We start from the raw sequence: 24,280 nt of genomic DNA on the forward strand, positions 1-24,280 counted from the left end.
CGATTGCAATATTTCTACAGGGGGAATGAAGTTAATGAAATCCTGCGTATTTCACAAAAAATATCTTTTAGCCGGCATATATATTATTTTTGTTCTGTTTACCTGCTGTAATTCCCGATTTTATCATACACCGCTGGCAAAAATATGTTCTGTAACAGAAAAACAGACTCTGAGCAGAGAAGGAACCAGGGGCTCAAAAGAATATTACTATACTCAGAAGATTACAGCACGGATATTAAACGGTTCGCATAAAGGGGAAAAAATAACAGTCTCTAATGAATATACATCTTCTCAGGTTCAGACCAAGAAATATCATAAAGGAGACACCGTTCTTTTAAGTGGTTCAAAGGAAAGCCCCGGAAAAACGATACGTTCTGTAAAAAGGGATGGGTATCTGGCCTTATTGGCAGGAGGATTATTTTTTCTTCTGATCTGCATTACAGGAAAGCAGGGATTTTACACGATAATATCACTGATACTGAATACGGTCATATTTGCATATGGATTTCAGGCTTTTACAGAGGGGAAAAATATTTTAAATATCTGTAATGTCATCGCAGTTCTTTTTTCACTGACTACATTGATCTGCTTGAATGGAATTCACAGAAAAACATTTTCCTCAGTTCTTTCAACACTGTGTGTTCTGTTTCTGATCATGGCATTGTTTGAATTTTCTATTTATATGTACGGAGATCTGGATTATTCCAATCTGGAATACCTTGGAAGTATGGGCAATTCTGCGGATATATTCTGGGCAGATATTATGCTGACAGGACTTGGTGCAATTATGGACGTGACGGTGACGATCAGCGCAGCAGTAGGAGAAATCGTGCGGAAAAATCCATCGGTTTCTCTGAGAAGACTGATACATTCCGGTCGTGAAATCGGATATGATATTATGGGAACCATGATAAATGTACTGTTGTTTGTTCTGGCAAGTGGCATGATTCCCATGTTCATACTTAAGATGAATAATGATGTAAGCTTTATAACGATCGTGAGATATCACATTCCATATGATATCTGTCGTTTTCTGATAGAAAGTATTGGAATTGTACTGGCAATACCGGTATCTGTTTTTATTGCTTCAGCGATTATGAAAATACCATCACGGAAAAGGAGTGTCAGAGAATGATCATTTTTCTTGCATTGATTTTAATTTTTCTGGTGATCTTGATTGGCGGAGAGCGTGGAGCCATGTCAATTATGACACTGGCGGGGAATATTGTAATTTTATTTTTTTCAATTATGCTGATGTCTGCCGGTTTTCCTGTACTGCTCCTGATATTGGTGGCAGGTGCAGGTGTCTGTTATATTTCTCTGTTTTATCAGAACGGAAATAATCCAAAGACGCGGGCGGCTTTTCTGGCTACACTGCTGGTAATGTTACTTTTGTTTATTCCGATTTATATTATTACATGGAGATCAGGAAGTTACGGGTTAAATGAGCTGCAGATTTCGGAAGATGATTTTATGTATTATTACAGTACGGACCTTCATATTAACATGCTTCATGTAGGAATATTTGTAACTGTTTTCAGTACTCTTGGGGCTGTTATCGACACAGCATTATCTGTAACATCTTCTGTATATGAAGTCTGGACTCATAAAAACGGTCTGACAGCGAAAGAACTTACAGCTTCCGGCTATCAGGTTGGAAAAGAGATTATCGGAACAACGGTAAATACGTTGCTGTTTGCCTATCTTGGAGGAACTATTTTATTATTTTCATACATTCAGACACAGCAATATACCATGGAGATCATTCTTAATTCTCAGTTCCTATTCCAGGATGTTGCAGTCATGCTATCTGGTGCGGTAGCCTGCCTTATTACCGTCCCGGTATCGATCGGATGTATTATTCGACAGATTCACCGTACTGATTCGGAAGAAAAATCTGAAGTTATATAATAGCGTTAAAAAACAGTCAGACCTGTGGGGAAGAATGTGAAAATGTGAAGAGGTTGAATGAAAAAGTAACTTCCACCATGTGCTAGTACTGATAAGTAAAGGGATTTCTGCAGAATTAATTTCTACAAGATATAGATATTTACACAAAACAAAACTATAATATAAGGAGAAAACACCGTGTTTTTACGGGATTGGAACATCACGAAAGGACCGCTGGCTGTTCTTTGCAAGGGTAACTTCCACCGGTCTGGAGAATACGATGCCGGAAATGAATGTGATATTTAGTGCTTTAACAGCGTGGGTTTTAATATCACCTGATCCGCGGGTATATCTTTAAGATCGCAAAGTTCCAATAGTTTTCTGTCTATCAGTAACTGAGCCAGTTTAAATGGGGTACAGCCGTTTAAACTGGCTCTTGCCACGCTATTGATATGGTTAGCTATCAGAGTTACCTTGCTCTGGTTCAGTTGTGCGAAGCCGATACCTTTGGGAAGGATATAACGGATAAATTCATGGTTTTTTTCCAACTTGCCTTTCTGCCAGGACGACATAGGATCACAGTAGAAAACCCGGGATAAACGAGCTGTATCTCCAGGACGTTCAAATATTTCAGGGTCTTTAAAAGAGGAGCCATTGTCTGTGAGGATGACAGGAAATAACTTGTGGTATAGATCAGCTCCAAGCTGTTCATACAGCCAAAGGAAAACTTCCCTGATATTTTTACGGTTATCGGCTTCAAGCAAAAAAATGAGCATAAGGTTACAGTTACGGAATAACATAGTCAGAAGGACTTTCTCAGATTTTCCACCAGCTCCTTCCACAACATCTAACTCTACAACATTTGTGTCTGGATATTCTTCAAGATATTTTTCAAAATGATGGTATGTCCTGTTTTCCCGGTAGCCGGTGTTTTCAGGGGCTTTTCTGGTCTTGCGACGCTTTTTATAGCGTACTTTGCGGGGGAGGTCCAAATTGATAGCAGTAAAATATCCATGATCAATGTAGTTATACAATGTACGGATGGAACAATCGATAAGATGTTGATTGGAAGCGTAAATATGAGATAATGGCTGCCCTTTAAGGAGAAAAGGCGAAACCAGTTGATCCAATTGTTCCAGCGATTCAGGAGTCTGATTGATACCGGAACGGGAAGAAACCTTGATCTCATTATAAAGGTCATGGGCATAATGGGCACGGTAAAAATAGAAGTCATGGGAACAGGTCCGGATCTGTTTACAGTTATTACAGACGTAAGGTGGTTTTTTAAGTCTGTCACAAAGTATAGGAGTAAAATCACGGCAGTACACGGCGCAGCGTTTGGAACGGCATTTAAAGCATAATGACTGGCAGGAAAGGCTGCCACATACATTTCTTTTTTCACAGAAATGAAAGAACTGGCATTCTGAGCGTTTCTTCTGTAGGTCGTCCTGATAATGAGGAACATGTATGAGATGCCGCCGTATCTCCTTTGAGATGGTAGAGGAATCCTTGTTTAACCTCTGAGCGATCTGTGTAAAGTTTTCGCCAATCTGTATACCATGTTCGATAGCAGCACGGTCAGCGAGAGTAAGGTGTTTGTGATTCCCAATATTATTAGTAGCCATAAGTAAATCCTCCTTTGTAATAAAAATGGATCATTTCCGGTGATCGGAGGATATGGGCCAGTGTACCCTGGCATTTGTTATAGGATAGCTTATTGCAGGACTAAGTTCCACCCCTAATTTCAGCAAAAGAACATAAAGGGCTGAGAGTGGAAATTAGTTTTTCATTTTAGGGAAAATGTGAAGAAAGTGTGAAATTAGCACTCGCCTCTTGACAGTGCTAATAATGCGTGTTATAGTACATACAGAACAAAGGAAGAGAGAAAAAGAAATCTTCCGGAGAAAGTTCTTACAGAGTTTTCAGAAACAGTAAATTAAAAACGCCTGCATAATACGCAGCGAATATAGATCAGGAGGAATGAGTTATGTTAATGCCAAGTATTTTCGGAGAAGATTTATTTGATGATTTTATGGGATATCCTGCAGGCCGTCAGGCAGCTGCCAATGCTTATCCTCAGGTGAAGGATATGATGAAGACAGATATCCGTGATGTAGATGGCAATTATGAACTGGAGATCGATCTTCCGGGATTTAAGAAAGAGGATGTGAAGATCCAGCTGAAGAATGGTTATCTGAACATTCAGGCAACCAGAGAAGAGAAGAAGGACGAGAAGGATGATAAAGGTAAATATGTTCGCAGAGAACGTTATACAGGAACCTGCAACAGAAGCTTTTATGTAGGCTCGAGCATTAAGCATGAAGATATCCATGCGAAATATGAGAACGGAATCCTTTATGTAACCTTCCCGAAGGAAGAGACCAAGAAAGAAGCAGAAGAGAAGAAATTTGTTTCTATTGATTGATCGGCATTTACTTTGAAGCAAATATCCGGAACAACCCAAACGGATATTGCAGAGATAACCAGATAATGGCTGGTTGACCGAATGCGGATAATTTTATCCGCCTGACTTAAAACTCCAAATTGCACATTGCATTTGTTTATATAAATGAATATAACCCCCTTTTTTTTCCACCCCTCTGCCAATGCCCGGCAGAGGGGTTCTTTACGTTTCAGCCTGAAGTACAGAGGTGAATTCTGATTAACTTTACACTCCCTCCCCACTCTGTTATACTTGGAACAGGTAAACAGCGGAAATTCGGCAATACTATAAAACTGGGGAAAGAGTTTTTACAGAGGTGAATATATGGGAGATAAGATCAAGGTTATCATGGACTGTGATCCCGGAATCGATGACGGGATCGCACTGGCATATGCGGCAGCACATCAGGATGAACTGGAGCTGCTTGCAGTGACGACATCTGCAGGAAGTACCAGGATAGAAAGAGTGACCAAAAATGCACTGGAGCTGGTGGATTTTTACGGACTGAAGGTTCCGGTGGCAGGAGGCCAGGATCGTCCTCTTGTGAAAGCGGCAATTTATGCGGAAGAATTTCACGGAGAGACAGGGCTTGGCCATTGCGTACTGCCGGAAGCAAAAACAGAGGCTGCTTCTGACAATGCAGTGCTTTTTATCCGTGATATTCTGAATACCCTTCCGGAGGGCGAGCAGGTAGTAATGATTGAAACTGCACCAATGACTAATCTTGCACTTCTGTTGAAGGTTTTTCCTGAAATAAAGAATAAGATCAGAAAAATTGTATTTACAGGCGGTGCAGCAAAAGGCGGAAACATCACACCGGCAGCAGAATTCAATATCTACGCAGATCCGGAGGCGGCAAAGATCGTATTCGATTCCGGAATCCCACTGATCATGTGCGGACTGGATGCTACCCTGAAATGTAATCTTACCAGAAACCAGATCATGAAGCTGTGCCAGTCCGGTGATCAGGCAGCCAGAGCCTGTGGAGATATGGCCGGCTACGTACTTGAAAATTTTTCCAAATATCGCTGCGTGGCAAGTATCCATGCTGCTGTACCGTTTATGTATCTCATCCATCCGGAGTTCTTTAAAACAGAAAAAGTATTCCTGGATGTGGACTGTTCAGACGGTGCCGGACGGGGTGCCACATTATGCGATTTCCGCTGGTGGCTACACGAAGAAGATGAAATGAAAGATATGATTCTGACAGATGCAGATACAGAAAGCTTCCAGCAGGAGCTGTTTGAAGCAATTTATTCTGTTTCTGAGTGCAGAACCGGGAAATAACCGGGATCAGACCATGAAGCAGTTGCGTTCATAAGATATAGAGGAGCAGAACACAGTGCCTGCTCTTCATAAAGATATCTGTGCACACTGTCAGATAAGAGGACAGAAAACCCATGAACTATATTGTATTTGACCTGGAATGGAACCAGAATCCGGATGGAAGAAGACATCCGGATAGTCGGCTCCCGTTTGAGATCATAGAGATCGGGGCAGTAAAATTAAATGAAAAAAGAGAGATCGTTGATACCTTTCAGTGCCTGATCAAGCCCAAAGTGTACCATTGGATCCACGACAGTATCCACGAAGTGATCCACGTGGATTATCATGAACTGGAAAACGGCATTCCTTTTCCAAGGGCGATTCGCAGATTTCTGGAATGGTGCGGGGAGGAGTATCGCTTTTTTACCTGGGGAGACCAGGATGTGATGGAACTTCAGCGCAATATGAAATACTATAATCTTTTGAAGCTGATGCCAGGGCCAGTGCATTACTATGATGTGCAGAAACTTTTCAGCATAAAATTCGAGGATGGAATATCCAGGCGTTCCCTGGAATATGCCACAGACTATCTGGAGCTTCCCAAAAAACGTGATTTTCACCGGGCACTGGCAGACGCCAGCTATACTGCCAGGATACTCCTGGAGATCGATGAAGCATGCATGATCCGTCATCCGTCCCTGGATGTATATCAGAATCCCAAATCCAGAGACAGCGAGATCTATATTTCCTATACAGACCATGATAAGTTTGTGTCCAGGGAATTTGTATCAAAGGAGCGTCTGATGAAGGATCGCATCATGGTAAGTACCATGTGTCCCATCTGCAGATGTCCTGCCAAGCGGAAAATCCGCTGGTTCAGTACCAACAATCCCAAGGTGTATTACAGCCTTGCCCTTTGCCATGAGCATGGACCCGTTGCCGGAAAGATCAGGATCCGAAAAACGGATGAGGGAAAATATTTCGGGGTGAAGACCCTGAGAGCAGAAGATACAGAAGCGGCGGATGAGATCCGTGAAAAGCACGAATCTCTCCGCCGCAGGAAAATGTTACGAAGCCAGGAGAAGATCTGATACGATGTTTCGTTCGTATTGCATTCCCCATCCGACCATTTGTTTCTTATAATAATATTTGCTTTTCAGACGCAGTGGGCCGACAGCATTCTGAAGAACGGCCTGGCGTTTGTTGAGCTGTGATTTTTTGATACCTTTTGGAATAGTCACATAAACCTTTGTCTGATAATAAAACGGATAGGTGTTTCCGTTATTCTTAAGGATATATTTGTCACAGGGGAGTACCTTAAACGGGACTGGCTCCATGGACACCTTCATATCCACCTTTTCAAAATTTTCAAAACCATAATTAAAAAGAGAAGCAGTATCGCTGTAAGCATTTGCCGCGGAAGTAGAATTCAGGATTACGGCTACCAACGTTATATTTCCTCGTTTGCAGTAGGTGACAAGCGTGTTTCCGGATGCATCGGTATATCCTGTTTTTCCGCCACGGACACCTTCATAATAGTATTCGCCGTTTTTCATCATCTTGTGATGATTGAGCAGCTGTCGGGCTTCGGTAAATTTATTGGTAGGCGGGATCTCGTAATAACGTTTGGTACAGTATCGCCGGAAAAGAGGGTTTAGCCAGGCGGATTTGGCGATCTTTGCCATGTCGGAGGCTGTGGTGTAATGATTCTCATCCGGAAGACCGTTAGGATTGTTAAAGTGTGTGTTCTTGCAGCCAAAAAGCTTGGCGCGCCAGTTCATGAGTTCTGTGAATTTCTTTACAGAACCGGAAACTTCTTCCGCAACGGCGACAGACATTTCATTAGCGGACTGGAGCATGACGGCCATCAGGGCCTGATCCCTGGTAAATTCTTCACCGGGAGCCGCATAAATACTGGAATCTCCGGCAGTTACACTGGTGGAAGCGTTCTCAGATACGGTAATATTTGTCTTAGCGTTCAGATTTTCGCAGGCAAGCAGTGTAGTCAGGATCTTTGTGATGCTGGCAGGATAGAGCTGTGTGTCCGCATTTTTGGAATAAAGAACGGCTTCTGTATTTACGTCCATAAGGACTGCAGCCTGTGCTTCGATGCCGGGACCTTTGGGCCACCCGTCAATGGAATCGGTGTCGGCGGCCTGAGAATAATAGCTGGAGTGAGCAGGCATGATTGCTGCGGCCTGACCGGATGACTGTCCATCAGGAACCGGTGTGGCAGTGACGATAGGATCACCATATTCATCGTATCCAAGAGGCGCGGAAGCGCTGCATGGCTCGGCGCCTGTAAGCAGGATTCCCACACAGAGAATACCGGCAAAGATCCGGCGCAGGGATCGTTTTTTCATATTTTTCATAATAAGATACCTTTCAGTAATAAATCCGGGAGAGAAGGTTATTATTCATTTGGAAATCAGTAACCGAAAAAACTCTTGCCCGTTTTGTGATGAGGTGCAGTATTTCATTAATTATAGCATTGTATTAATGAAAAGCTGTATTTTTGCCCTCAAGATTCTGTAGTAGTATACCACTTTCCTCCCGGAAAAACTACTTGCAGTCTGTGAAAATTCCATTAAGAAGAAGTGAACATACATATAATAAGAAAAAATCCCTGAAAACACTTGACATATGGATTTTCCCCAACCTATAATAGACAGCGTATATAGAAAAAGCTGTGATGGAGACAGTAAGCCATATGGAAAGCTTGCAGCGAACCGGGGATGGTGGAAGCCCGGGACGAGTAAATATGGCGGAATATCACTCCTGAGCTTCAGTTCCGAAGTTGTCCGGCAGCAGCCGGGAAGAATATCTGATGTACAGATGATCATCAAGTAAGAGCTGACGGATTTCCTCCGTTACAGGGAACATATATCGGCAGATACAAAGAATTGTCCGCTATGAACAGACATGGAACAACGGCCCGCGCCATAACACAGAGCATAAGACGCAGGAATCCGGACACAGGCCCGTATAATGTAACAGGTGGTACAGCGAATCAGACTTCGTCCTTTTACAGGATGGGGTCTTTTTTTATAAGTGCCCGAAGCATTGGCACGAACAGGTATCTGTGAGGAAAGAATCCGCTGTGGCCTTACAGATGAGGCAGCAGCCAGTAATCAGACACAGGAGGTAAATATTGTGTATCGTAAAGTTGACACGAATCTGAATTTTGTTGACCGTGAAAAAGAAGTTGAGAAATTCTGGAAAGACAACAAGATTTTCGAAAAGAGTATGGACAGCCGTAAAGAGGGCGAGACATACACATTCTATGACGGACCGCCTACCGCTAACGGTAAGCCACATATCGGACATGTTCTGACACGAGTTATCAAGGATATGATCCCGAGATACCGTACAATGAAGGGCTACATGGTTCCGAGAAAAGCAGGATGGGATACTCACGGACTTCCGGTTGAGCTTGAGGTTGAGAAGAAGCTTGGTCTTGACGGAAAAGAGCAGATCGAGGAGTACGGAATGGAGCCGTTCATCCAGCAGTGCAAAGAGAGCGTATGGAAATATAAAGGAATGTGGGAGGATTTTTCCTCTACAGTTGGTTTCTGGGCTGACATGGAGCATCCTTATGTAACATACGACAACAATTTCATCGAGTCTGAGTGGTGGGCACTGAAAGAAATCTGGAACAAAGGTCTTCTTTACAAAGGCTTCAAGATCGTTCCTTACTGCCCGCGTTGTGGAACTCCGCTTTCCGCACAGGAGGTTTCCCAGGGCTACAAGACTGTTAAAGAGCGTTCTGCTATCGTTCGTTTCAAGGTTGTCGGTGAGGACGCATACTTCCTGGCATGGACAACAACACCATGGACACTTCCATCCAACGTTGCACTTTGTGTAAACCCGGATGAGATCTATTGTAAGGTAAAAGCAGCAGACGGATATACCTACTACATGGCAGAAGCACTTCTGGACAAGGTTCTCGGCAAGCTTGCAAAGGATGATGAGCCTGCATATGAGATTCTTGAGAAATATAAAGGAACAGACCTTGAGCGTAAGGAATATGAGCCGCTTTTTGCATGCACAGGCGAGGCAGCAGCAAAACAGCGCAAAAAAGCTCATTTCGTAACCTGTGACAACTACGTTACCATGAGCGATGGTACCGGTATCGTTCATATCGCACCTGCATTTGGTGAGGATGACAGCCGTGTCGGACGTGAGTATGACCTTCCGTTCGTACAGTTCGTAGACGGACAGGGCAACATGACCAAAGAGACACCATATGCCGGTGTATTCGTAAAGAAAGCGGACCCTATGGTTCTCACAGACCTTGACAAAGAGGGCAAGCTTTTTGACGCACCGAAATTCGAGCATGATTATCCGCACTGCTGGAGATGTGACACACCGCTTATCTACTATGCACGTGAGTCCTGGTTCATCAAGATGACAGCAGTAAAGGATGATCTGATCCGTAACAATAATACTATCAACTGGATTCCGGAGAGCATCGGTAAGGGACGTTTCGGTGACTGGCTTGAGAACGTTCAGGACTGGGGTATTTCCAGAAACCGTTACTGGGGAACACCACTGAACATCTGGCAGTGTGAGTGCGGACATATGGAATCCGTGGGAAGCCGCCAGGATCTCTATGAGAAGAGTGGTGACGAGCGTGCGAAGACCATCGAGCTTCACCGCCCATACATTGACGACATCACTATGAAGTGTCCGGATTGCGGCAAGACCATGCATCGTGTACCGGAGGTTATCGACTGCTGGTTTGATTCCGGAGCAATGCCTTTTGCACAGCATCATTATCCGTTTGAGAATAAAGACCTGTTTGAGCAGCAGTTCCCGGCAGACTTCATCTCCGAGGCTGTTGACCAGACAAGAGGATGGTTCTACTCCCTTCTTGCTGAGTCCACACTGCTTTTCAATAAGGCTCCGTATAAGAATGTAATCGTTCTGGGACATGTACAGGATGAGAACGGACAGAAGATGAGTAAGTCCAAAGGAAATGCCGTAGATCCGTTTGACGCACTGAACAAATACGGCGCAGATGCTATCCGCTGGTACTTCTACATCAACAGTGCTCCATGGCTTCCGAACCGTTTCCACGGCAAGGCAGTTGTAGAGGGACAGAGAAAGTTCATGAGCACTCTGTGGAACACTTACGCATTCTTCGTATTGTATGCGAACATTGACAATTTTGATGCGACTAAATATACTTTAAATTACGATAAGCTTCCGGTTATGGATAAATGGCTGCTCAGCAAGCTGAATACCATGGTGAAGACTGTCGATGCAGATCTTGATTCCTACAAGATTCCGGAGGCTGCAAGAGCACTTCAGGAATTTGTTGACGATATGAGTAACTGGTATGTAAGAAGAAGCCGTGAACGTTTCTGGGCTAAGGGCATGGAGCAGGATAAGATCAATGCTTACATGACACTTTACACAGCACTGGTAACGGTTGCCAAGGCTGCAGCTCCGATGATCCCGTTTATGACTGAGGATATCTACCAGAACCTTGTAAGAAGCATTGACACAGACGCTCCGGAGAGTATCCATCTCTGCGATTACCCGGAGGTAAACGAGGCATGGATCGACAAGGATCTTGAGGCAAACATGGAAGAGCTTCTTGAGATCGTTGTTCTCGGACGTGCATGCAGAAATACCGCAAACATCAAGAACCGTCAGCCGATCGGAACCATGTATGTAAAAGCTGAGAAAGCTATGGATAAATTCTACACAGATATCATCGCAGATGAGCTTAACGTAAAAGAAGTGAAATTCGCAGATGATGTAGAGTCCTTCATTTCCTACAGCTTCAAGCCGCAGCTCCGTACAGTAGGACCGAAATACGGCAAGCTTCTGAACGGCATCCGTACCGCACTCTCCGAGATCGACGGAACCGCAGCAATGAAAGAGCTGAGAGACAATGGTGTTCTCGTTCTTGACATTGCCGGAAACAAAGTCGAGCTTGCAGAGGAAGACTTATTGATCGAAACAGCCCAGAGCGAGGGCTATGTGACAGAGACAGACGGTGAAACATCCGTTGTCCTTGATACAAACCTTACACCTGAACTGATCCAGGAGGGCTTTGTCCGCGAGATCATCAGCAAGGTTCAGACCATGCGTAAAGAGGCTGGTTTCGAAGTCATGGACAAGATCATTGTCTATGCAAAAGATAACGATAAGATCATGGATATCATGAAAGCAAACCAGGATGAGATCAAACGTGAAGTACTGGCAGAAAACATTGTTCTGGGAGAAGCAGAGGGTTACACCAAAGAATGGAATATCAACAAAGAGGCTGTAACACTGGGAGTATCCAAAGTACAGGAGGAAAACTAATGATTGACAAGCAGTTTGAGAAAGAGGAGTTCAAAAAAAGCGTAAAAGAAAACGTAAAATTCCTTTATCGAAAAACACTGGAAGAGGCTACACAGGAGCAGATTTTTCAGGCTGTAAGCTACACTGTGAAAGACGTGATCATTGACAACTGGCTTAAGAGCCAGAAGGCGTATGAAAAACAGGACCCGAAGATCGTATATTATATGTCCATGGAGTTCCTTATGGGCCGTGCCCTTGGAAACAACCTGATCAACCTTGGCGCATACGGCGAGGTTAAGGAGGCTCTTGAGGAGCTTGGACTTGACATTAACTGCATCGAAGACCAGGAGCCGGATCCGGCTCTTGGAAACGGTGGACTCGGAAGACTGGCAGCGTGCTTCCTGGATTCCCTTGCAACTCTGAATTACTGTGCATACGGATGCGGAATCCGTTACCGTTACGGTATGTTCAAGCAGGAAGTACGCGATGGTTATCAGGTAGAGGTACCGGATAACTGGCTGAAGAACGGATATCCTTTCGAACTCCGTCGTCCGGAGTATGCAAAAGAGGTTCATTTCGGCGGATATGTACGCGTTGAGTGGGATCCGGTGAAGAACGAGAATAAATTCATCCATGAAGGATATCAGGCAGTTAAGGCTGTTCCTTACGATATGCCGATCACAGGTTATAACAACGATGTTGTAAACACACTTCGTATCTGGGATGCAGAGTCGATCGTAGACTTCAACCTTGACTCTTTCGACAAGGGTGATTATCACAACGCAGTAGAGCAGGAGAACCTTGCACGTACTATCGTAGAGGTGCTTTATCCGAATGATAACCATATGGCAGGTAAAGAGCTTCGTCTGAAACAGCAGTACTTCTTCGTATCTGCCAGCCTTCAGGCAGCCATTGCCAAATATAAGAAAACTCATGATGATATCACAAAACTTCATGAGAAGGTTGTATTCCAGATGAACGATACTCATCCGACTGTTGCAGTAGCAGAGCTGATGCGTATCCTCATTGATGAGGAAGGTCTTGGCTGGGATCAGGCATGGGATATCACAACAAAATGCTGTGCTTACACTAACCACACTATCATGTCCGAGGCACTTGAGAAATGGCCAATCGAGCTGTTCTCCAGACTGCTTCCGCGTGTATACCAGATCATCGAGGAGATCAACCGTCGTTTCATTCTTGAGATCCAGCAGAAATATCCTGGAAACTTCGAGAAGATCAAGAAGATGGCGATCATCTATGACGGACAGGTTAAGATGGCTCACCTCGCGATCGTTGCAGGCTACTCTGTAAACGGTGTTGCACGCCTTCATACTGAGATTCTCAAGAATCAGGAGCTGAAGGATTTCTATGAGATGATGCCTGAGAAGTTCAACAACAAAACAAACGGTATCACACAGAGACGTTTCCTTGCTCATGGAAACCCGCTTCTGGCTGACTGGGTAACGGACAAGATCGGACCGGACTGGATCACAGATCTTTCCCAGCTTTCCAAGCTTAAGGTTTACGCAGACGATGAGAAGGCTCTTCAGGAGTTCATGACCATCAAGTTCAAGAACAAAGAGCGTCTTGCAAAATATATCCTGGAGCACAATGGTGTTGAGGTTGATCCGCACTCCATCTTCGATATCCAGGTTAAGAGACTTCATGAGTACAAACGTCAGCTCCTCAACATCCTGCATGTGATCTATCTGTACAACCAGATCAAGGCACATCCGGAGATGGATTTCTATCCGAGAACATTTATCTTTGGTGCAAAAGCTTCCGCAGCTTATGCACGTGCAAAGAAGATCATCAAGCTGATCAACTGTGTGGCAGATGTTGTAAACAATGATGCTTCCATCAACGGTAAGCTGAAGGTTGTATTCATCGAGAACTACCGTGTATCCAACGCCGAGATCATTTTTGCGGCAGCAGATGTTTCCGAGCAGATCTCCACAGCAAGTAAAGAGGCTTCCGGTACAGGTAACATGAAATTCATGCTGAACGGTGCTCCGACACTTGGAACCATGGATGGTGCCAACGTCGAGATCGTACAGGAGGTTGGCGAGGAGAACGCATTTATCTTCGGTATGAGCTCTGACCAGATTATCAACTATGAGAATAACGGCGGTTACGATCCGGACTTCATCTACAACACAGATCCGGAGATCCGTCAGGTACTGATGCAGCTGATCAACGGAACCTTCTCCAGCGATACAGAGATGTTCCGTGACATCTACAATTCACTTCTCGACAAACGCAACATGCCGAGACCTGACCAGTACTTTATCCTTGGCGACTTCCGTTCCTATGCAGAAGCACAGAAACATGTTGAGGAAGCATACAAAGATGAGAAACGCTGGGCTAAGATGGCACTTCTGAACACAGCATGCAGCGGTAAGTTCACATCCGACAGAACTATCCAGGAGTATGTAGATGATATCTGGCACCTGGATAAGGTTGTTGTGAAAGAGAACTAAGATATATAAAGTAATCTGCAAAGTATTACCATAAAATAAATTTCCACACAAAAACAGGGCTCGTCAGAATTGGCGACAGCCCTGTTTTTTGTGTGGAAATTATGCCGGATTGATGACGATCCGGTTCCGCCTGGCCAGTGCAATGGCGATATGGCAGCCTTCCGCGATGGCGCAGGCTTTATCGGCAAAGCTGATGATCCAGGCTTCTTTGTTGCGTGGAAGAGGTCCCAGAGGGAACATATGTGAGAGTATCGCATCCAGCTCTCTGTCTGTGACATCAAAGTGTGTGGCACTGTTGTCTGCGGCAGCCTTCGGGTGATAAAACGCCTGATGCTCACCGGTCGGAGTCTCCGCCCTGAAGTCATAGGGACAGAAGTCGTGGAGAAGCCCTGCCCTTGCGGCGGCTTTCTCGTCACATCCCAGCTTCCTGGCAATGAACCAGGAGAGGTAAGAAACATTGATACTGTGCATGAGCCGTGTGGTCCACTGGTGGTGGGTGTACAGGCTCAGCTTCAGGAACTCTCTGTTACAGAGGATGTTCTTCACAAGCGCATGATATTCCTGTGAGACCTCATCCGACACCGTGATATCCATCGGCAATCACCTTCTTTCTTTTGTTTATAATTTCATTATGACGATTATGGAGAAAAATGCAATATGGTTTATAGTTTTTTTAGAAATTAGCTTGGACAAATTTATTTGGGATGGGAAATGTCAGCGCGCAGAAGTAAGGAGAATGTTTTTGGGGGTCTGTTCTTTGGGAAATTATGGTATAGTAAAGTGAAAATGCTATAACGGTTTTATGGACAGCTATATAAGATAGGCTGAAAATAGCTGATTTAGATGGTTGACATAATAAAAAGAAGAGGAGCGTAATATATATGAAACCAGAAAAACTGATCGAAGTACTTTCCGTTGCAGAGTGGTTAAAGGATGCAGTGCGTCATAGTTATACTTCCGGTGGCAGGCGGGAGAGCGTTGCAGAGCATTCCTGGAGGATCACGTTGATGGCATATTTTGTCAGTGATGAGTTTCCTGAGGCAGATCTTCTGAAAATTATGAAAATGTGCCTGATCCATGATCTGGGAGAAGCTTTTACCGGTGATATCCCGGCCTTTGAAAAAACGGATAAGGATTCGGAGAAAGAAGCCGATGTGCTGGGAGAATGGGTGAAGACTCTGCCGGAGCCGTTCAATAAAGAAATGTCAGAACTCTATCAGGAAATGGAAGAGCAGCAGACTCTGGAGGCCAGGATCTATAAAGCTCTGGACAAGCTGGAAGCTCTGATCCAGCACAATGAATCTGATATTAAAACCTGGATTCCGCTGGAGTATGATCTGCAGATGACTTACGGAAATGAACAGGTGAAATTCTCAGAATATCTGACGGAGCTTCGCGCAAAGGTTCGGGAAGATAGTGTACAGAAAATTCAGAAAAAACATTGATGAAGATGAAAAACTCCTGTATACTAATATGTATAGAATAAGTCCAAAATGCTTATAAAAGGGGGAAAAAGTAATGAAAAAAGCAGTAAAGAGATTATTGGTGTTATTTCTGGCACTTACATTTATCGTGACAGATCTTGCAGTAGCACCGGTCACAGCACAGGCGGCGGGTACGCTCAAATTTACTAAGTCTGTTGCTCTTATGAAAGGTGAGGAAATCGGATATGGAATCATAAACTCCGTCAGATCCGACAAAGTTCTGGGACTGAAATCCAGTAATACCAGTGTGGTGTCAGTAAGAAAAATGCCGTTTCTGGGTGATTATACCATTACGCTGAAGGCAAAAAAAGCAGGAACTTCTATTGTATCCTTCAAAGTAAGAAGAAAGAATGGAAAAACATATTCTTTCAAATCTAAAGTTACGGTACATAATTATACAAACCCATTAAATGTGTGCAAATTCGGAAGAAAAGATTATAAAAAATCCTTTGATAAAAAGACCATGGTCCCGGTTACAAAAGGTTATCCCAGAAAGGCAAAAGTATGTATCACTGCAAAGAAGGGCTACAAGATAGTTGCAATATATTACAGTGAACACGGAACCGGAAGACAGAGAAAGATCAAAAACGGAAGTACAGTCACTATGGATGGATCACATTATCTGCAGATACTGTATAAGAATACCAGCAAAAATTATGTATCATCGGTATATCTGGATGGATATAGTATGTAGAGATGACGAAAAAAGGAACCGGGAGACCGGTTCCTTTTTTGGTGATTTCCTGCTAAATTGAAAACTTTTTAATTTCATCCTGTGTAAGATCGATAAGTTTTTTTCTATGTTTTTTTGCATATCTTGATAATTCGAGTAAATTTACATGGCAGGATGGGGCATTCATGTAGGGGTTAGGTTTTTTAAAGTATTCTGGATTGAGGGCTGATTTTTTTAAAAATTTAGGTTTCGTTCCATTCATAATGATACACCTCCAATAGATTCTTTGCCTGTTCTTCATCAATGAAAAACTGATATTGATGAAGCATTCCCAAATATTCTGCATGGAATACATTTATATAATGTTGTAACAGTTCTTCATTAGCAGCAAATCCATGAACAGCACCTTCATATCCCCATTCCATAGATTTATCTGCAGCTATAGCAAAAAGATGTCCGCCTACACCAACATATTTCTGCTTATCGTATTCATGTTTATTGTTATGTGGAGCAGTACAGGCCCAATGGATATAAGCTGCATTGGAATCTTTATCATTTTTTATGCCTATGAGCCCTTGAATAGAATTATCTTCTTTTAGTGCAAGAGCGTAAACATCAACATTTCTGGGGAGTTCATTCCAATTAATGTGCCAGCCATTAGATTTCTGAAATTCCTTCAGGTATGCACGACTTTGGATTTTAAAAACAACCGTTTCTTTAATTTCTCCAGTTTTAGTGTTCTTTAAACAAGGAACAATTTCATCTATCCATATGTTAATACAGCCTTGTTCTAATAAGATCATGGAATCCTCCCAATAAAGAAATGTAGTGATGTGAAATAAATAAAGAAATTTCCATACGTTGGAAATTGCGAAGAACTTGTAATACTTAAGAATTTGTTTATATAAGTATACTATTTTGGACACGATTTTTCAATTAAAATATTTCGACAATTTATGACATATTAGTTAAGATCACTTGCAAAGTTGCACACTAATTTGCACATATTCATCAAAAAAGAGGGAACCATTTTGAATGATTCCCTCTCGTAAAGATCCTTATTTTATGCGGCTTTATTATTTGCCGAAATATCTCTTAAGCAGACCAGCGAATGCTTTTCCGTGTCTTGCCTCATCCTTAGCCATCTCATGTACTGTGTCATGGATTGCGTCAAGGTCAGCTGCTTTCGCACGTTTTGCAAGGTCGAATTTACCTGCTGTAGCGCCGTTCTCAGCCTCTACACGCATCTGAAGGTTCTTCTCTGTGCTGTCTGTTACAACCTCACCAAGGAGCTCTGCGAATTTAGCTGCATGCTCTGCTTCCTCGTAAGCTGCTTTCTCATAGTACATACCAACTTCCGGATATCCTTCTCTGTGAGCAACTCTAGCCATTGCAAGATACATACCAACCTCAGAGCACTCGCCCTCGAAGTTAGCTCTCAGATCTGCAAGGATGTCCTCGCTGACGCCTTTAGCAACGCCTACAACATGCTCAGCTGCCCATGAGAGCTCGCCTTCCTGTTTCTGGAATTTAGAAGCTGGTGCTTTACATACTGGACAGGCTTCCGGTGCCTGCTCGCCTTCATAAACATATCCACATACTGTACATACCCATTTAGCCATAGTAATGATCTCCTTTTCTTTTTTGAAATATATTGTTTATTTTTGTTTCTTTTGAATTAATAATAGTAATTATTACTATTTTATAGTATCATATGATCTTTATTTTGTCAAGCTTGTTTTTCTTCTTTTTTCAGGCATTCCTTGCAGATCCCATAGAAGCTTGCGTCTACGTCAAAGACTTTTCCGTGGATAAATTCTGCAGCTGCCTGTTCAAGAATTCCGTTAAGGCTGTCTGACTGCATATCGATCACCCGGTTGCATCTGGTACACATGAAATGTGAGTGTGGTGCGACCCTTCCATCGTAGCGATCCGCGCTTCCGAAATTGGTCAGCTTCCGGATCTCACCGATGTCACTGAGAAGAGAAAGATTACGGTAGACAGTTCCGAGGCTGATGTTCGGGTAGATCTGTCGAAGATTCTCGTATACTGTATCTGCCGTTGGATGATCTGTTCTGGATCTCAGAAATTCCTTGATGGATTCTCGCTGACGGCTGTATTTAAGTGCTGCCATAATGTCCTCTCCTTTCGGTAATAGTAATTATTACTGATATTATAATACATGACAGAGGGAGGTTTGTCAAGAGGTTTTGATCTGATTATCCTGAAATATTTTCATTTTATGAGCTGGATGTAAATAAGTATTTTTACGCTGCAGGTGTAGTGGATATTTGCAACCATGCAGGGGACTTACCTGATTCGGTTAAATGGTGAGAACTGGCAGTCAGATGTCTGACAGAGTGTTTGTTATAAGGAATATTGTGTCCTTAATGATGAGATTTTATCAATAAAGATTTGTGTTGAAAATTTTTAAAAAATAAGTTGACACAGACTAACTATGGTAGTATATTTACAACAGTTAGATAAATCTAACTAACGTGTAAAGGAGAATGCAAATGACTTGTGAAAAATTTGAATCTGTCATGGGTTATCATTGTTCCCCTGTATTAATGGGAATGAAACCGGCGAATCTTGTTTCCTTTTCCAAGGAAAAAATGCCGGAACTGCCGGAGATCATTTCGGATTATGAGGAGAGTCTTAAACGGGAAGGTATCCGTATGGAGATCATCTGTGGATGCAGGAAGCATTATCTTCTTCTGGTGTACCGGCCGGATATGCTTCAGGAATATCTTAAGCAGGATGAAGCCAGGAAACTTTTGCTCCAGGATGGGTATAATATAGATGGTTCTCTGGATGAGATGATCGCTCGTTTGAAGGAGAGATTTTTTCATAAGACGGAGTTTCCTCATGAAATCGGACTTTTCCTGGGTTATCCCATTGAAGACGTGAAGGGTTTCCGGAAATTCGGAGGCAGTGGCTGTAAGATGTGTGGTTATTGGAAGGTTTATGATAATGTGGAGCAGGCTCGCAGGATTTTTGACAGCTATGATAAGTGCCGGGAGTTTACTGCGGCGCAGATCCGTGCGGGGTATTCGATTTTGCAGGTTGTTGGTATGAGGCATCTCTGTACATCTCAGATGTGCGTATAATATAAAGTTTAAAAACAGGAGGTTTTTGAGATGAGCAAGGTAGGAATTATTTACTGGTCTTCTACAGGTAACACAGAGGCTATGGCGCAGGCTGTTGAGGAAGGTGCCAAGGCTGCCGGTGCGGATGTTGAGATTATGGAAGTGGCTGATGCGGATGTGGATAAAGCGCTTTCTTTTGATGTTCTGGCTCTTGGTTGTCCGGCTATGGGGGATGAGGAGCTTGAGGAGGGTGAGTTTGAACCGTTCTTTTCTGATCTGGAAGGTAAACTTTCCGGTAAAAAAGTTGCACTTTTCGGTTCCTATGACTGGGGCGACGGAGAGTGGATGAGAACATGGTGCGGCAGAGCAAAAGACGCAGGCGCAGAGCTTGTTGAGGATGAGGGTCTCATTGTAAACAACACTCCTGATGATGAAGGACTTGCAGCTTGCCGTGAACTTGGCGGAAAACTCGCATAAGATTTGTTAGATTTCAGATAAATAAAAACTGAGCAGAGCATTGGATTTTCAAACACCAACACCATCCGGACAGAAGAGATAGACATCTTTTTTGTCCGGGTGGTGTTTTATTTTGAACAAAAATATCTGCTTATTACTTTGAGGAAATATAGAAGAAATGAATATTAAGACAAAAAATCCTTGTTGATTTTAATATTTACGTGTCCTAAAATAGATAAAAATGAAATAAAGCAGGAAAGTGAGGGATGCCGGATGACGCGGGAGGAAGCGGAACAGTATTTATATTATGCGATGACAATTGGTGAACAGCTTCTTTGCTGCGGAGCAGAGGTTGGACGTGTGGAAGATACCATACGGCGGATCTGCCTGGCATATGGAGCCACCCGGGCAGATGTTTTTTCTATCACATCCAGTATTGTGACGACTATTTATGGAGAGGATTTCGGTATTTGCACCCAGACGCGGCGTGTGCCGGGAATGTCCAATGATCTGGGACGGCTGGATGACCTGAACCAGCTTTCCAGATACATCTGTGAGTATCGGCCGAAGCCGGAGGAGATCCAGAAGGGGCTGGAAAAGATCCGGGATAAACAAGGATATTCTTTTAAAACGCAGATTTTGATCTATGCTGTAATTTCAGGTTCTTTTTCCGTGTTTTTCGGAGGAGATGTCAACGATATGATCGCTTCTGCGCTGATTGGTATCGCCCTGAAGCTGTTTGAGGCTTTTGTAAAAAAGGGCGCATTAAACTCGCTGCTGACAGTGCTTCTTTGCTGCGGGGCCGGCGGAGTACTTTCCAATCTTACAGTTCTGATCGGGCTTGGACATCATGCGGATCTGATCAGCATCGGAAATATCATGCTTCTGATACCGGGAATTGCATTTACCAATTCATTGCGCGATATGTTTTCAGGAGATACCATTACAGGTTTGATCCGATGTATGGAGGCACTTTTGCTGGCATTGGTCGTGGGCCTTGGTTTTACGGTGGCGAATCTGTTGTTTTAACCGAATCAGGGAAGTTCTCTTGAAGGTTGCGAAAAGCAATAAGCAGTGAATGAGGAGTTTAGATACTGCATCAATTGCGGAGTAGCGAAATGCAGCAGATGATGGGAGTATTTGAGAGTAGTTATGATTTTATTCAGGAGGAAAACATGCGGGAAATCATACAGCTGGTCGTATCCTTCACAGGATCCCTCGGCTTTGCGGCATTATTTAATATCCATGGAAAAAAACTCTGGTTTGCGGCATTGGGTGGATGTCTGTCCTGGGCTGTATATCTGGCAGTAGAGTTCATAACGCCAAGTCCGTATGTGTGCGGTTTCTGGTCAACAGTAGCTATTACTTTGTATGCAGAATGTATGGCAAGAATTCATAAAACGCCGGTAACTGTATTTCTGGTTTCTGCGACAATTCCGTTGATTCCGGGAGCAGCACTTTACCGGACAATGAACTGGATGTTGATGAAGGACTGGGCAAAATTCCAGAAAGACGGAATCTATACGATCCTTTTTGCGGTGAGCATGGCAGCAGGAATGACGCTGACAACCATTGCGTTCCGGATGGCGTGGCGGTGGATGTACAGGCAGAGGAGAATGTAATACAGTATCGAAATTCCCCGTTTACAAACCATCGGAAATGTGTTACGATTTTCCCATATGGAAAACTCATGGAAGAAGAGAGTACATGTGTACACCGTACTACAGGGAAATCCCCGGAGGACTTTTTAGATGCAGGCTGTGATGTAGTTGAGGTCATAGATCTGCAGCAGGGTGAATGGTAAAGGTTCACTTTATGCAGGAGTTCTGAGACTGAGAGGGATGTGCAGGCGCAGATGGAAGATGGCTTCGGAGAGGCATTGCTGAACCGGTTTAAACGCGATAAGCGAAGTGTGAATGTCCGATTTAACGGACACCGGCAGGTAGTGACAGGACCGCCTGTTATAGCGGAAGGGTATAGAGCTTGCTGTACCTGATGAGGTTTTTGCCGCGAGGCAGGAACGAAAAGAAGTGGTAACACGGGTAATAACTCGTCTTCTCATATCGTTATGGTATGAGAAGGCGTTTTTTTATGTCGCTGAGAATTACTTGGTAATCTTCCAATGTCCCCGGACAGGAATTTTCCTGTTCTGACGGAATATATTTTCAGTCCGTTATGAGTAAGTACACAATTTATTTTTATATTTATGGAGGAAAGAAAAGATGGAAAAGCAGAGATATTATATCAGCACTGCCATTGCGTACACATCCGGTAAACCGCATATCGGAAATACCTATGAGGTTGTTCTTGCGGATGCGATCGCACGTTTTAAAAGACAGCAGGGCTATGACGTATATTTTCAGACAGGTACTGACGAGCATGGCCAGAAGATCGAGCTGAAGGCTGAAGAGGCTGGTGTTACACCGAAGGAATTCGTAGATAACGTTTCCGGCGAGATCAAACGTATCTGGGATCTGATGAATACATCCTATGATAAATTCATCCGTACAACAGATAAAGACCATGAAGAGCAGGTCAAAAAAATCTTCAAAAAAATGTATGCAAAGGGAGATATCTACAAGGGTCATTACGAAGGAATGTACTGTACACCATGTGAGTCCTTCTTTACAGAGTCCCAGCTTGTAGACGGTAAATGTCCGGACTGCGGACGCCCATGCGTACCTGCTAAGGAAGAGGCATATTTCTTCAAAATGAGTAAGTATGCAGACAAGCTTATTGACTACATCAACACACATCCGGATTTCATCCAGCCGGAGTCTCGTAAAAATGAGATGATGAACAACTTCCTTCTTCCGGGACTTCAGGATCTCTGTGTATCCAGAACATCCTTTAAATGGGGAATCCCGGTAGATTTTGATCCGAAGCACGTTGTATATGTATGGCTGGATGCTCTGACAAACTATATCACAGGTATTGGTTATGACTGTGACGGAAACAGCAGCGATACATTCAACAAATACTGGCCGGCAGATCTTCATCTGATCGGAAAAGATATCATCCGTTTCCATACCATTTACTGGCCGATTTTCCTGATGTCTCTGGATCTTCCGCTTCCGAAACAGGTATTCGGACATCCATGGCTGCTTCAGGGTGATGGAAAAATGAGTAAATCAAAAGGAAATGTAATCTATGCAGATGAGCTTGTTGAGTTCTTCGGTGTAGATGCTGTCCGTTATTTCGTACTCCATGAGATGCCATTTGAGAATGACGGTGTGATCACATGGGAGCTGATGGTTGAGAGACTGAATTCCGACCTTGCAAACACACTTGGAAATCTTGTAAACCGTACAATTTCCATGTCCAACAAATATTTTAACGGAGTCGTTGAGAATAAGAATGTTACTGAGCCGGTTGATGAGGATCTTAAGAACTTCATCCTTCAGGTTCCGAAGAACGTTTCCGCAAAAATGGACAAGCTTCGTGTTGCAGATGCTATCACAGAGGTATTCTCTCTGTTCAAACGCTGCAACAAATATATCGACGAGACAATGCCATGGGCACTTGCAAAGGATGAGACAAAGCAGGATCGTCTTGCAACAGTTCTCTACAACCTGGTTGAGGGTATCTGCATCGGCGCATCTCTTCTGAAATCCTTTATGCCGCGTACAACAGAGCGTATTCTTGTACAGCTCAACGCAAACGAGAGAACTCTTGAGGAGATGGAGCAGTTTGGTCTTTATCCTTCAGGAAACCGCGTAACCGACAAACCGGAGATCCTTTTTGCGAGACTTGATCTGAAAGAGGTTCTTGAGAAGGTTGAGAAGCTTCATCCGAAGAAAGAAGAGCCGAAGGAAGAGGTAGAAGAGGAGAAAACAGAGAACGTGATCGATATCGAGGCAAAGCCGGAGATTACTTTCGATGATTTTGAGAAGCTGCAGTTCCAGGTTGGTGAGATCATCGCCTGTGAGGAGGTTAAAAAATCCAGAAAACTTCTCTGCTCTCAGGTTAAGATCGGAAGTCAGGTTCGTCAGATCGTATCCGGAATCAAAGCTCATTACTCAGCAGAGGAAATGGTGGGCAAAAAGGTTATGGTCGTTACAAACCTGAAACCTGCCAAGCTTGCCGGAATCCTCAGCGAGGGTATGATCCTCTGTGCAGAGGATGCAGACGGAAATCTTTCCCTGATGGTACCGGAGAAAGAGATGCCTGCAGGCGCTGAGATCTGCTAAGTATAGACA

The 24,280-nt window shown here is 43.5% G+C and carries 22 protein-coding genes; 15 read left to right on the top strand and 7 right to left on the bottom strand.

Going from position 1 to position 24,280, the window contains the following annotated elements; all coding sequences use genetic code 11:
* Positions 1-34: 34 nt before the first annotated feature.
* Positions 35-1,135 (top strand): YibE/F family protein, encoded by a 1,101-nt coding sequence (locus tag EYS05_RS07560; RefSeq protein WP_138277699.1) that lies wholly within the window; start codon positions 35-37, stop codon positions 1,133-1,135.
* A complete protein-coding gene (locus tag EYS05_RS07565; protein ID WP_118626255.1) occupies positions 1,132-1,911 on the top strand; it encodes a YibE/F family protein in 780 nt (259 codons plus the stop codon). The genes EYS05_RS07560 and EYS05_RS07565 overlap by 4 nt, the downstream gene beginning before the upstream one ends.
* A 281-nt stretch (positions 1,912-2,192) precedes the next feature.
* On the opposite strand, the gene EYS05_RS07570 is transcribed toward EYS05_RS07565, so the two are convergent.
* Positions 2,193-3,515, bottom strand: coding sequence for an IS30 family transposase (locus EYS05_RS07570; protein WP_138276438.1), 1,323 nt, complete (start codon positions 3,513-3,515; stop codon positions 2,193-2,195).
* Between the two features lie 362 nt (positions 3,516-3,877).
* Between EYS05_RS07570 and EYS05_RS07575 the strand changes: the two genes are divergently transcribed.
* The 3 genes from EYS05_RS07575 (at position 3,878) to EYS05_RS07585 (ending at position 6,690) form a co-directional block, all read left to right on the top strand.
* Positions 3,878-4,315 carry an Hsp20/alpha crystallin family protein gene (locus tag EYS05_RS07575; protein WP_118626333.1) on the top strand — a complete coding sequence of 146 codons (438 nt, stop codon included), beginning with the start codon at positions 3,878-3,880 and terminating at the stop codon, positions 4,313-4,315.
* A gap of 342 nt (positions 4,316-4,657) precedes the next feature.
* On the top strand, positions 4,658-5,620 hold the full coding sequence (locus tag EYS05_RS07580) for a nucleoside hydrolase (protein ID WP_138276929.1): 963 nt from the start codon (positions 4,658-4,660) through the stop codon (positions 5,618-5,620).
* Positions 5,621-5,733: 113 nt separating this feature from the next.
* On the top strand, positions 5,734-6,690 hold the full coding sequence (locus EYS05_RS07585; protein WP_118516241.1) for a 3'-5' exonuclease: 957 nt from the start codon (positions 5,734-5,736) through the stop codon (positions 6,688-6,690).
* Here EYS05_RS07585 and EYS05_RS07590 read toward each other — a convergent pair.
* Positions 6,667-7,971: a D-alanyl-D-alanine carboxypeptidase family protein gene (locus tag EYS05_RS07590; RefSeq protein WP_118626327.1), complete on the bottom strand. Its 1,305-nt coding sequence runs from the start codon at positions 7,969-7,971 to the stop codon at positions 6,667-6,669. The genes EYS05_RS07585 and EYS05_RS07590 overlap by 24 nt on opposite strands.
* A 781-nt stretch (positions 7,972-8,752) precedes the next feature.
* On the opposite strand from EYS05_RS07590, the gene ileS reads away from it, so the two are divergent.
* Positions 8,753-11,917: an isoleucine--tRNA ligase gene (gene ileS / locus EYS05_RS07595; protein WP_138277700.1), complete on the top strand. Its 3,165-nt coding sequence runs from the start codon at positions 8,753-8,755 to the stop codon at positions 11,915-11,917.
* Positions 11,917-14,379, top strand: coding sequence for a glycogen/starch/alpha-glucan phosphorylase (locus tag EYS05_RS07600; protein WP_138276930.1), 2,463 nt, complete (start codon positions 11,917-11,919; stop codon positions 14,377-14,379). Before ileS ends, EYS05_RS07600 begins: the two co-directional genes overlap by 1 nt.
* Positions 14,380-14,478: 99 nt before the next feature.
* On the opposite strand, the gene EYS05_RS07605 is transcribed toward EYS05_RS07600, so the two are convergent.
* Complete coding sequence (locus tag EYS05_RS07605) at positions 14,479-14,973, bottom strand: HD domain-containing protein (protein ID WP_138276931.1); 495 nt, start codon at positions 14,971-14,973, stop codon at positions 14,479-14,481.
* Between the two features lie 287 nt (positions 14,974-15,260).
* Here EYS05_RS07605 and EYS05_RS07610 point away from each other — a divergent pair, with 287 nt between their 5' ends.
* Positions 15,261-15,824 carry an HD domain-containing protein gene (locus EYS05_RS07610; RefSeq protein ID WP_138276932.1) on the top strand — a complete coding sequence of 188 codons (564 nt, stop codon included), beginning with the start codon at positions 15,261-15,263 and terminating at the stop codon, positions 15,822-15,824.
* A gap of 73 nt (positions 15,825-15,897) precedes the next feature.
* Positions 15,898-16,557 (top strand): hypothetical protein, encoded by a 660-nt coding sequence (locus tag EYS05_RS07615; protein ID WP_138276933.1) that lies wholly within the window; start codon positions 15,898-15,900, stop codon positions 16,555-16,557.
* 52 nt (positions 16,558-16,609) lie between these two features.
* Here EYS05_RS07615 and EYS05_RS07620 read toward each other — a convergent pair whose 3' ends face one another.
* The 4 genes from EYS05_RS07620 to EYS05_RS07635 form a co-directional block, all read right to left on the bottom strand.
* Positions 16,610-16,798 carry a hypothetical protein gene (locus tag EYS05_RS07620; RefSeq protein ID WP_118062206.1) on the bottom strand — a complete coding sequence of 63 codons (189 nt, stop codon included), beginning with the start codon at positions 16,796-16,798 and terminating at the stop codon, positions 16,610-16,612.
* The gene (locus tag EYS05_RS17650) at positions 16,779-17,339 is read right to left on the bottom strand and encodes a hypothetical protein (RefSeq protein ID WP_118515247.1); all 561 of its coding nucleotides are present in this window, start codon (positions 17,337-17,339) and stop codon (positions 16,779-16,781) included. The genes EYS05_RS07620 and EYS05_RS17650 overlap by 20 nt, the downstream gene beginning before the upstream one ends.
* Positions 17,340-17,612: 273 nt before the next feature.
* On the bottom strand, positions 17,613-18,158 hold the full coding sequence (locus EYS05_RS07630; RefSeq protein ID WP_015526390.1) for an NADH peroxidase: 546 nt from the start codon (positions 18,156-18,158) through the stop codon (positions 17,613-17,615).
* A 107-nt stretch (positions 18,159-18,265) separates the two neighbouring features.
* The gene (locus EYS05_RS07635; protein ID WP_015526389.1) at positions 18,266-18,670 is read right to left on the bottom strand and encodes a Fur family transcriptional regulator; all 405 of its coding nucleotides are present in this window, start codon (positions 18,668-18,670) and stop codon (positions 18,266-18,268) included.
* 382 nt (positions 18,671-19,052) lie between these two features.
* Here EYS05_RS07635 and EYS05_RS07640 point away from each other — a divergent pair, with 382 nt between their 5' ends.
* The 6 genes from EYS05_RS07640 to metG all read left to right on the top strand — a co-directional run bounded on the left by EYS05_RS07640 (position 19,053) and on the right by metG (position 24,271).
* A complete protein-coding gene (locus EYS05_RS07640; RefSeq protein ID WP_158293319.1) occupies positions 19,053-19,646 on the top strand; it encodes a DUF3793 family protein in 594 nt (197 codons plus the stop codon).
* Positions 19,647-19,676: 30 nt separating this feature from the next.
* Complete coding sequence (locus EYS05_RS07645; RefSeq protein ID WP_118515241.1) at positions 19,677-20,102, top strand: flavodoxin; 426 nt, start codon at positions 19,677-19,679, stop codon at positions 20,100-20,102.
* A gap of 252 nt (positions 20,103-20,354) precedes the next feature.
* Entirely contained in the window at positions 20,355-21,110 is a 756-nt protein-coding gene (locus EYS05_RS07650) for a threonine/serine exporter family protein (RefSeq protein WP_021653091.1), read from the top strand.
* Positions 21,111-21,199: 89 nt separating this feature from the next.
* Entirely contained in the window at positions 21,200-21,703 is a 504-nt protein-coding gene (locus EYS05_RS07655; protein ID WP_015526384.1) for a threonine/serine exporter family protein, read from the top strand.
* Complete coding sequence (locus EYS05_RS07660; protein ID WP_138276935.1) at positions 21,676-21,885, top strand: hypothetical protein; 210 nt, start codon at positions 21,676-21,678, stop codon at positions 21,883-21,885. The genes EYS05_RS07655 and EYS05_RS07660 overlap by 28 nt, the downstream gene beginning before the upstream one ends.
* A 418-nt stretch (positions 21,886-22,303) precedes the next feature.
* Complete coding sequence (metG, locus tag EYS05_RS07665; protein ID WP_118515235.1) at positions 22,304-24,271, top strand: methionine--tRNA ligase; 1,968 nt, start codon at positions 22,304-22,306, stop codon at positions 24,269-24,271.
* Positions 24,272-24,280 lie beyond the last annotated feature (9 nt).

Source organism: Blautia sp. SC05B48 (assembly GCF_005848555.1).
Classification (GTDB): Bacteria; Bacillota; Clostridia; order Lachnospirales; family Lachnospiraceae; genus Blautia_A.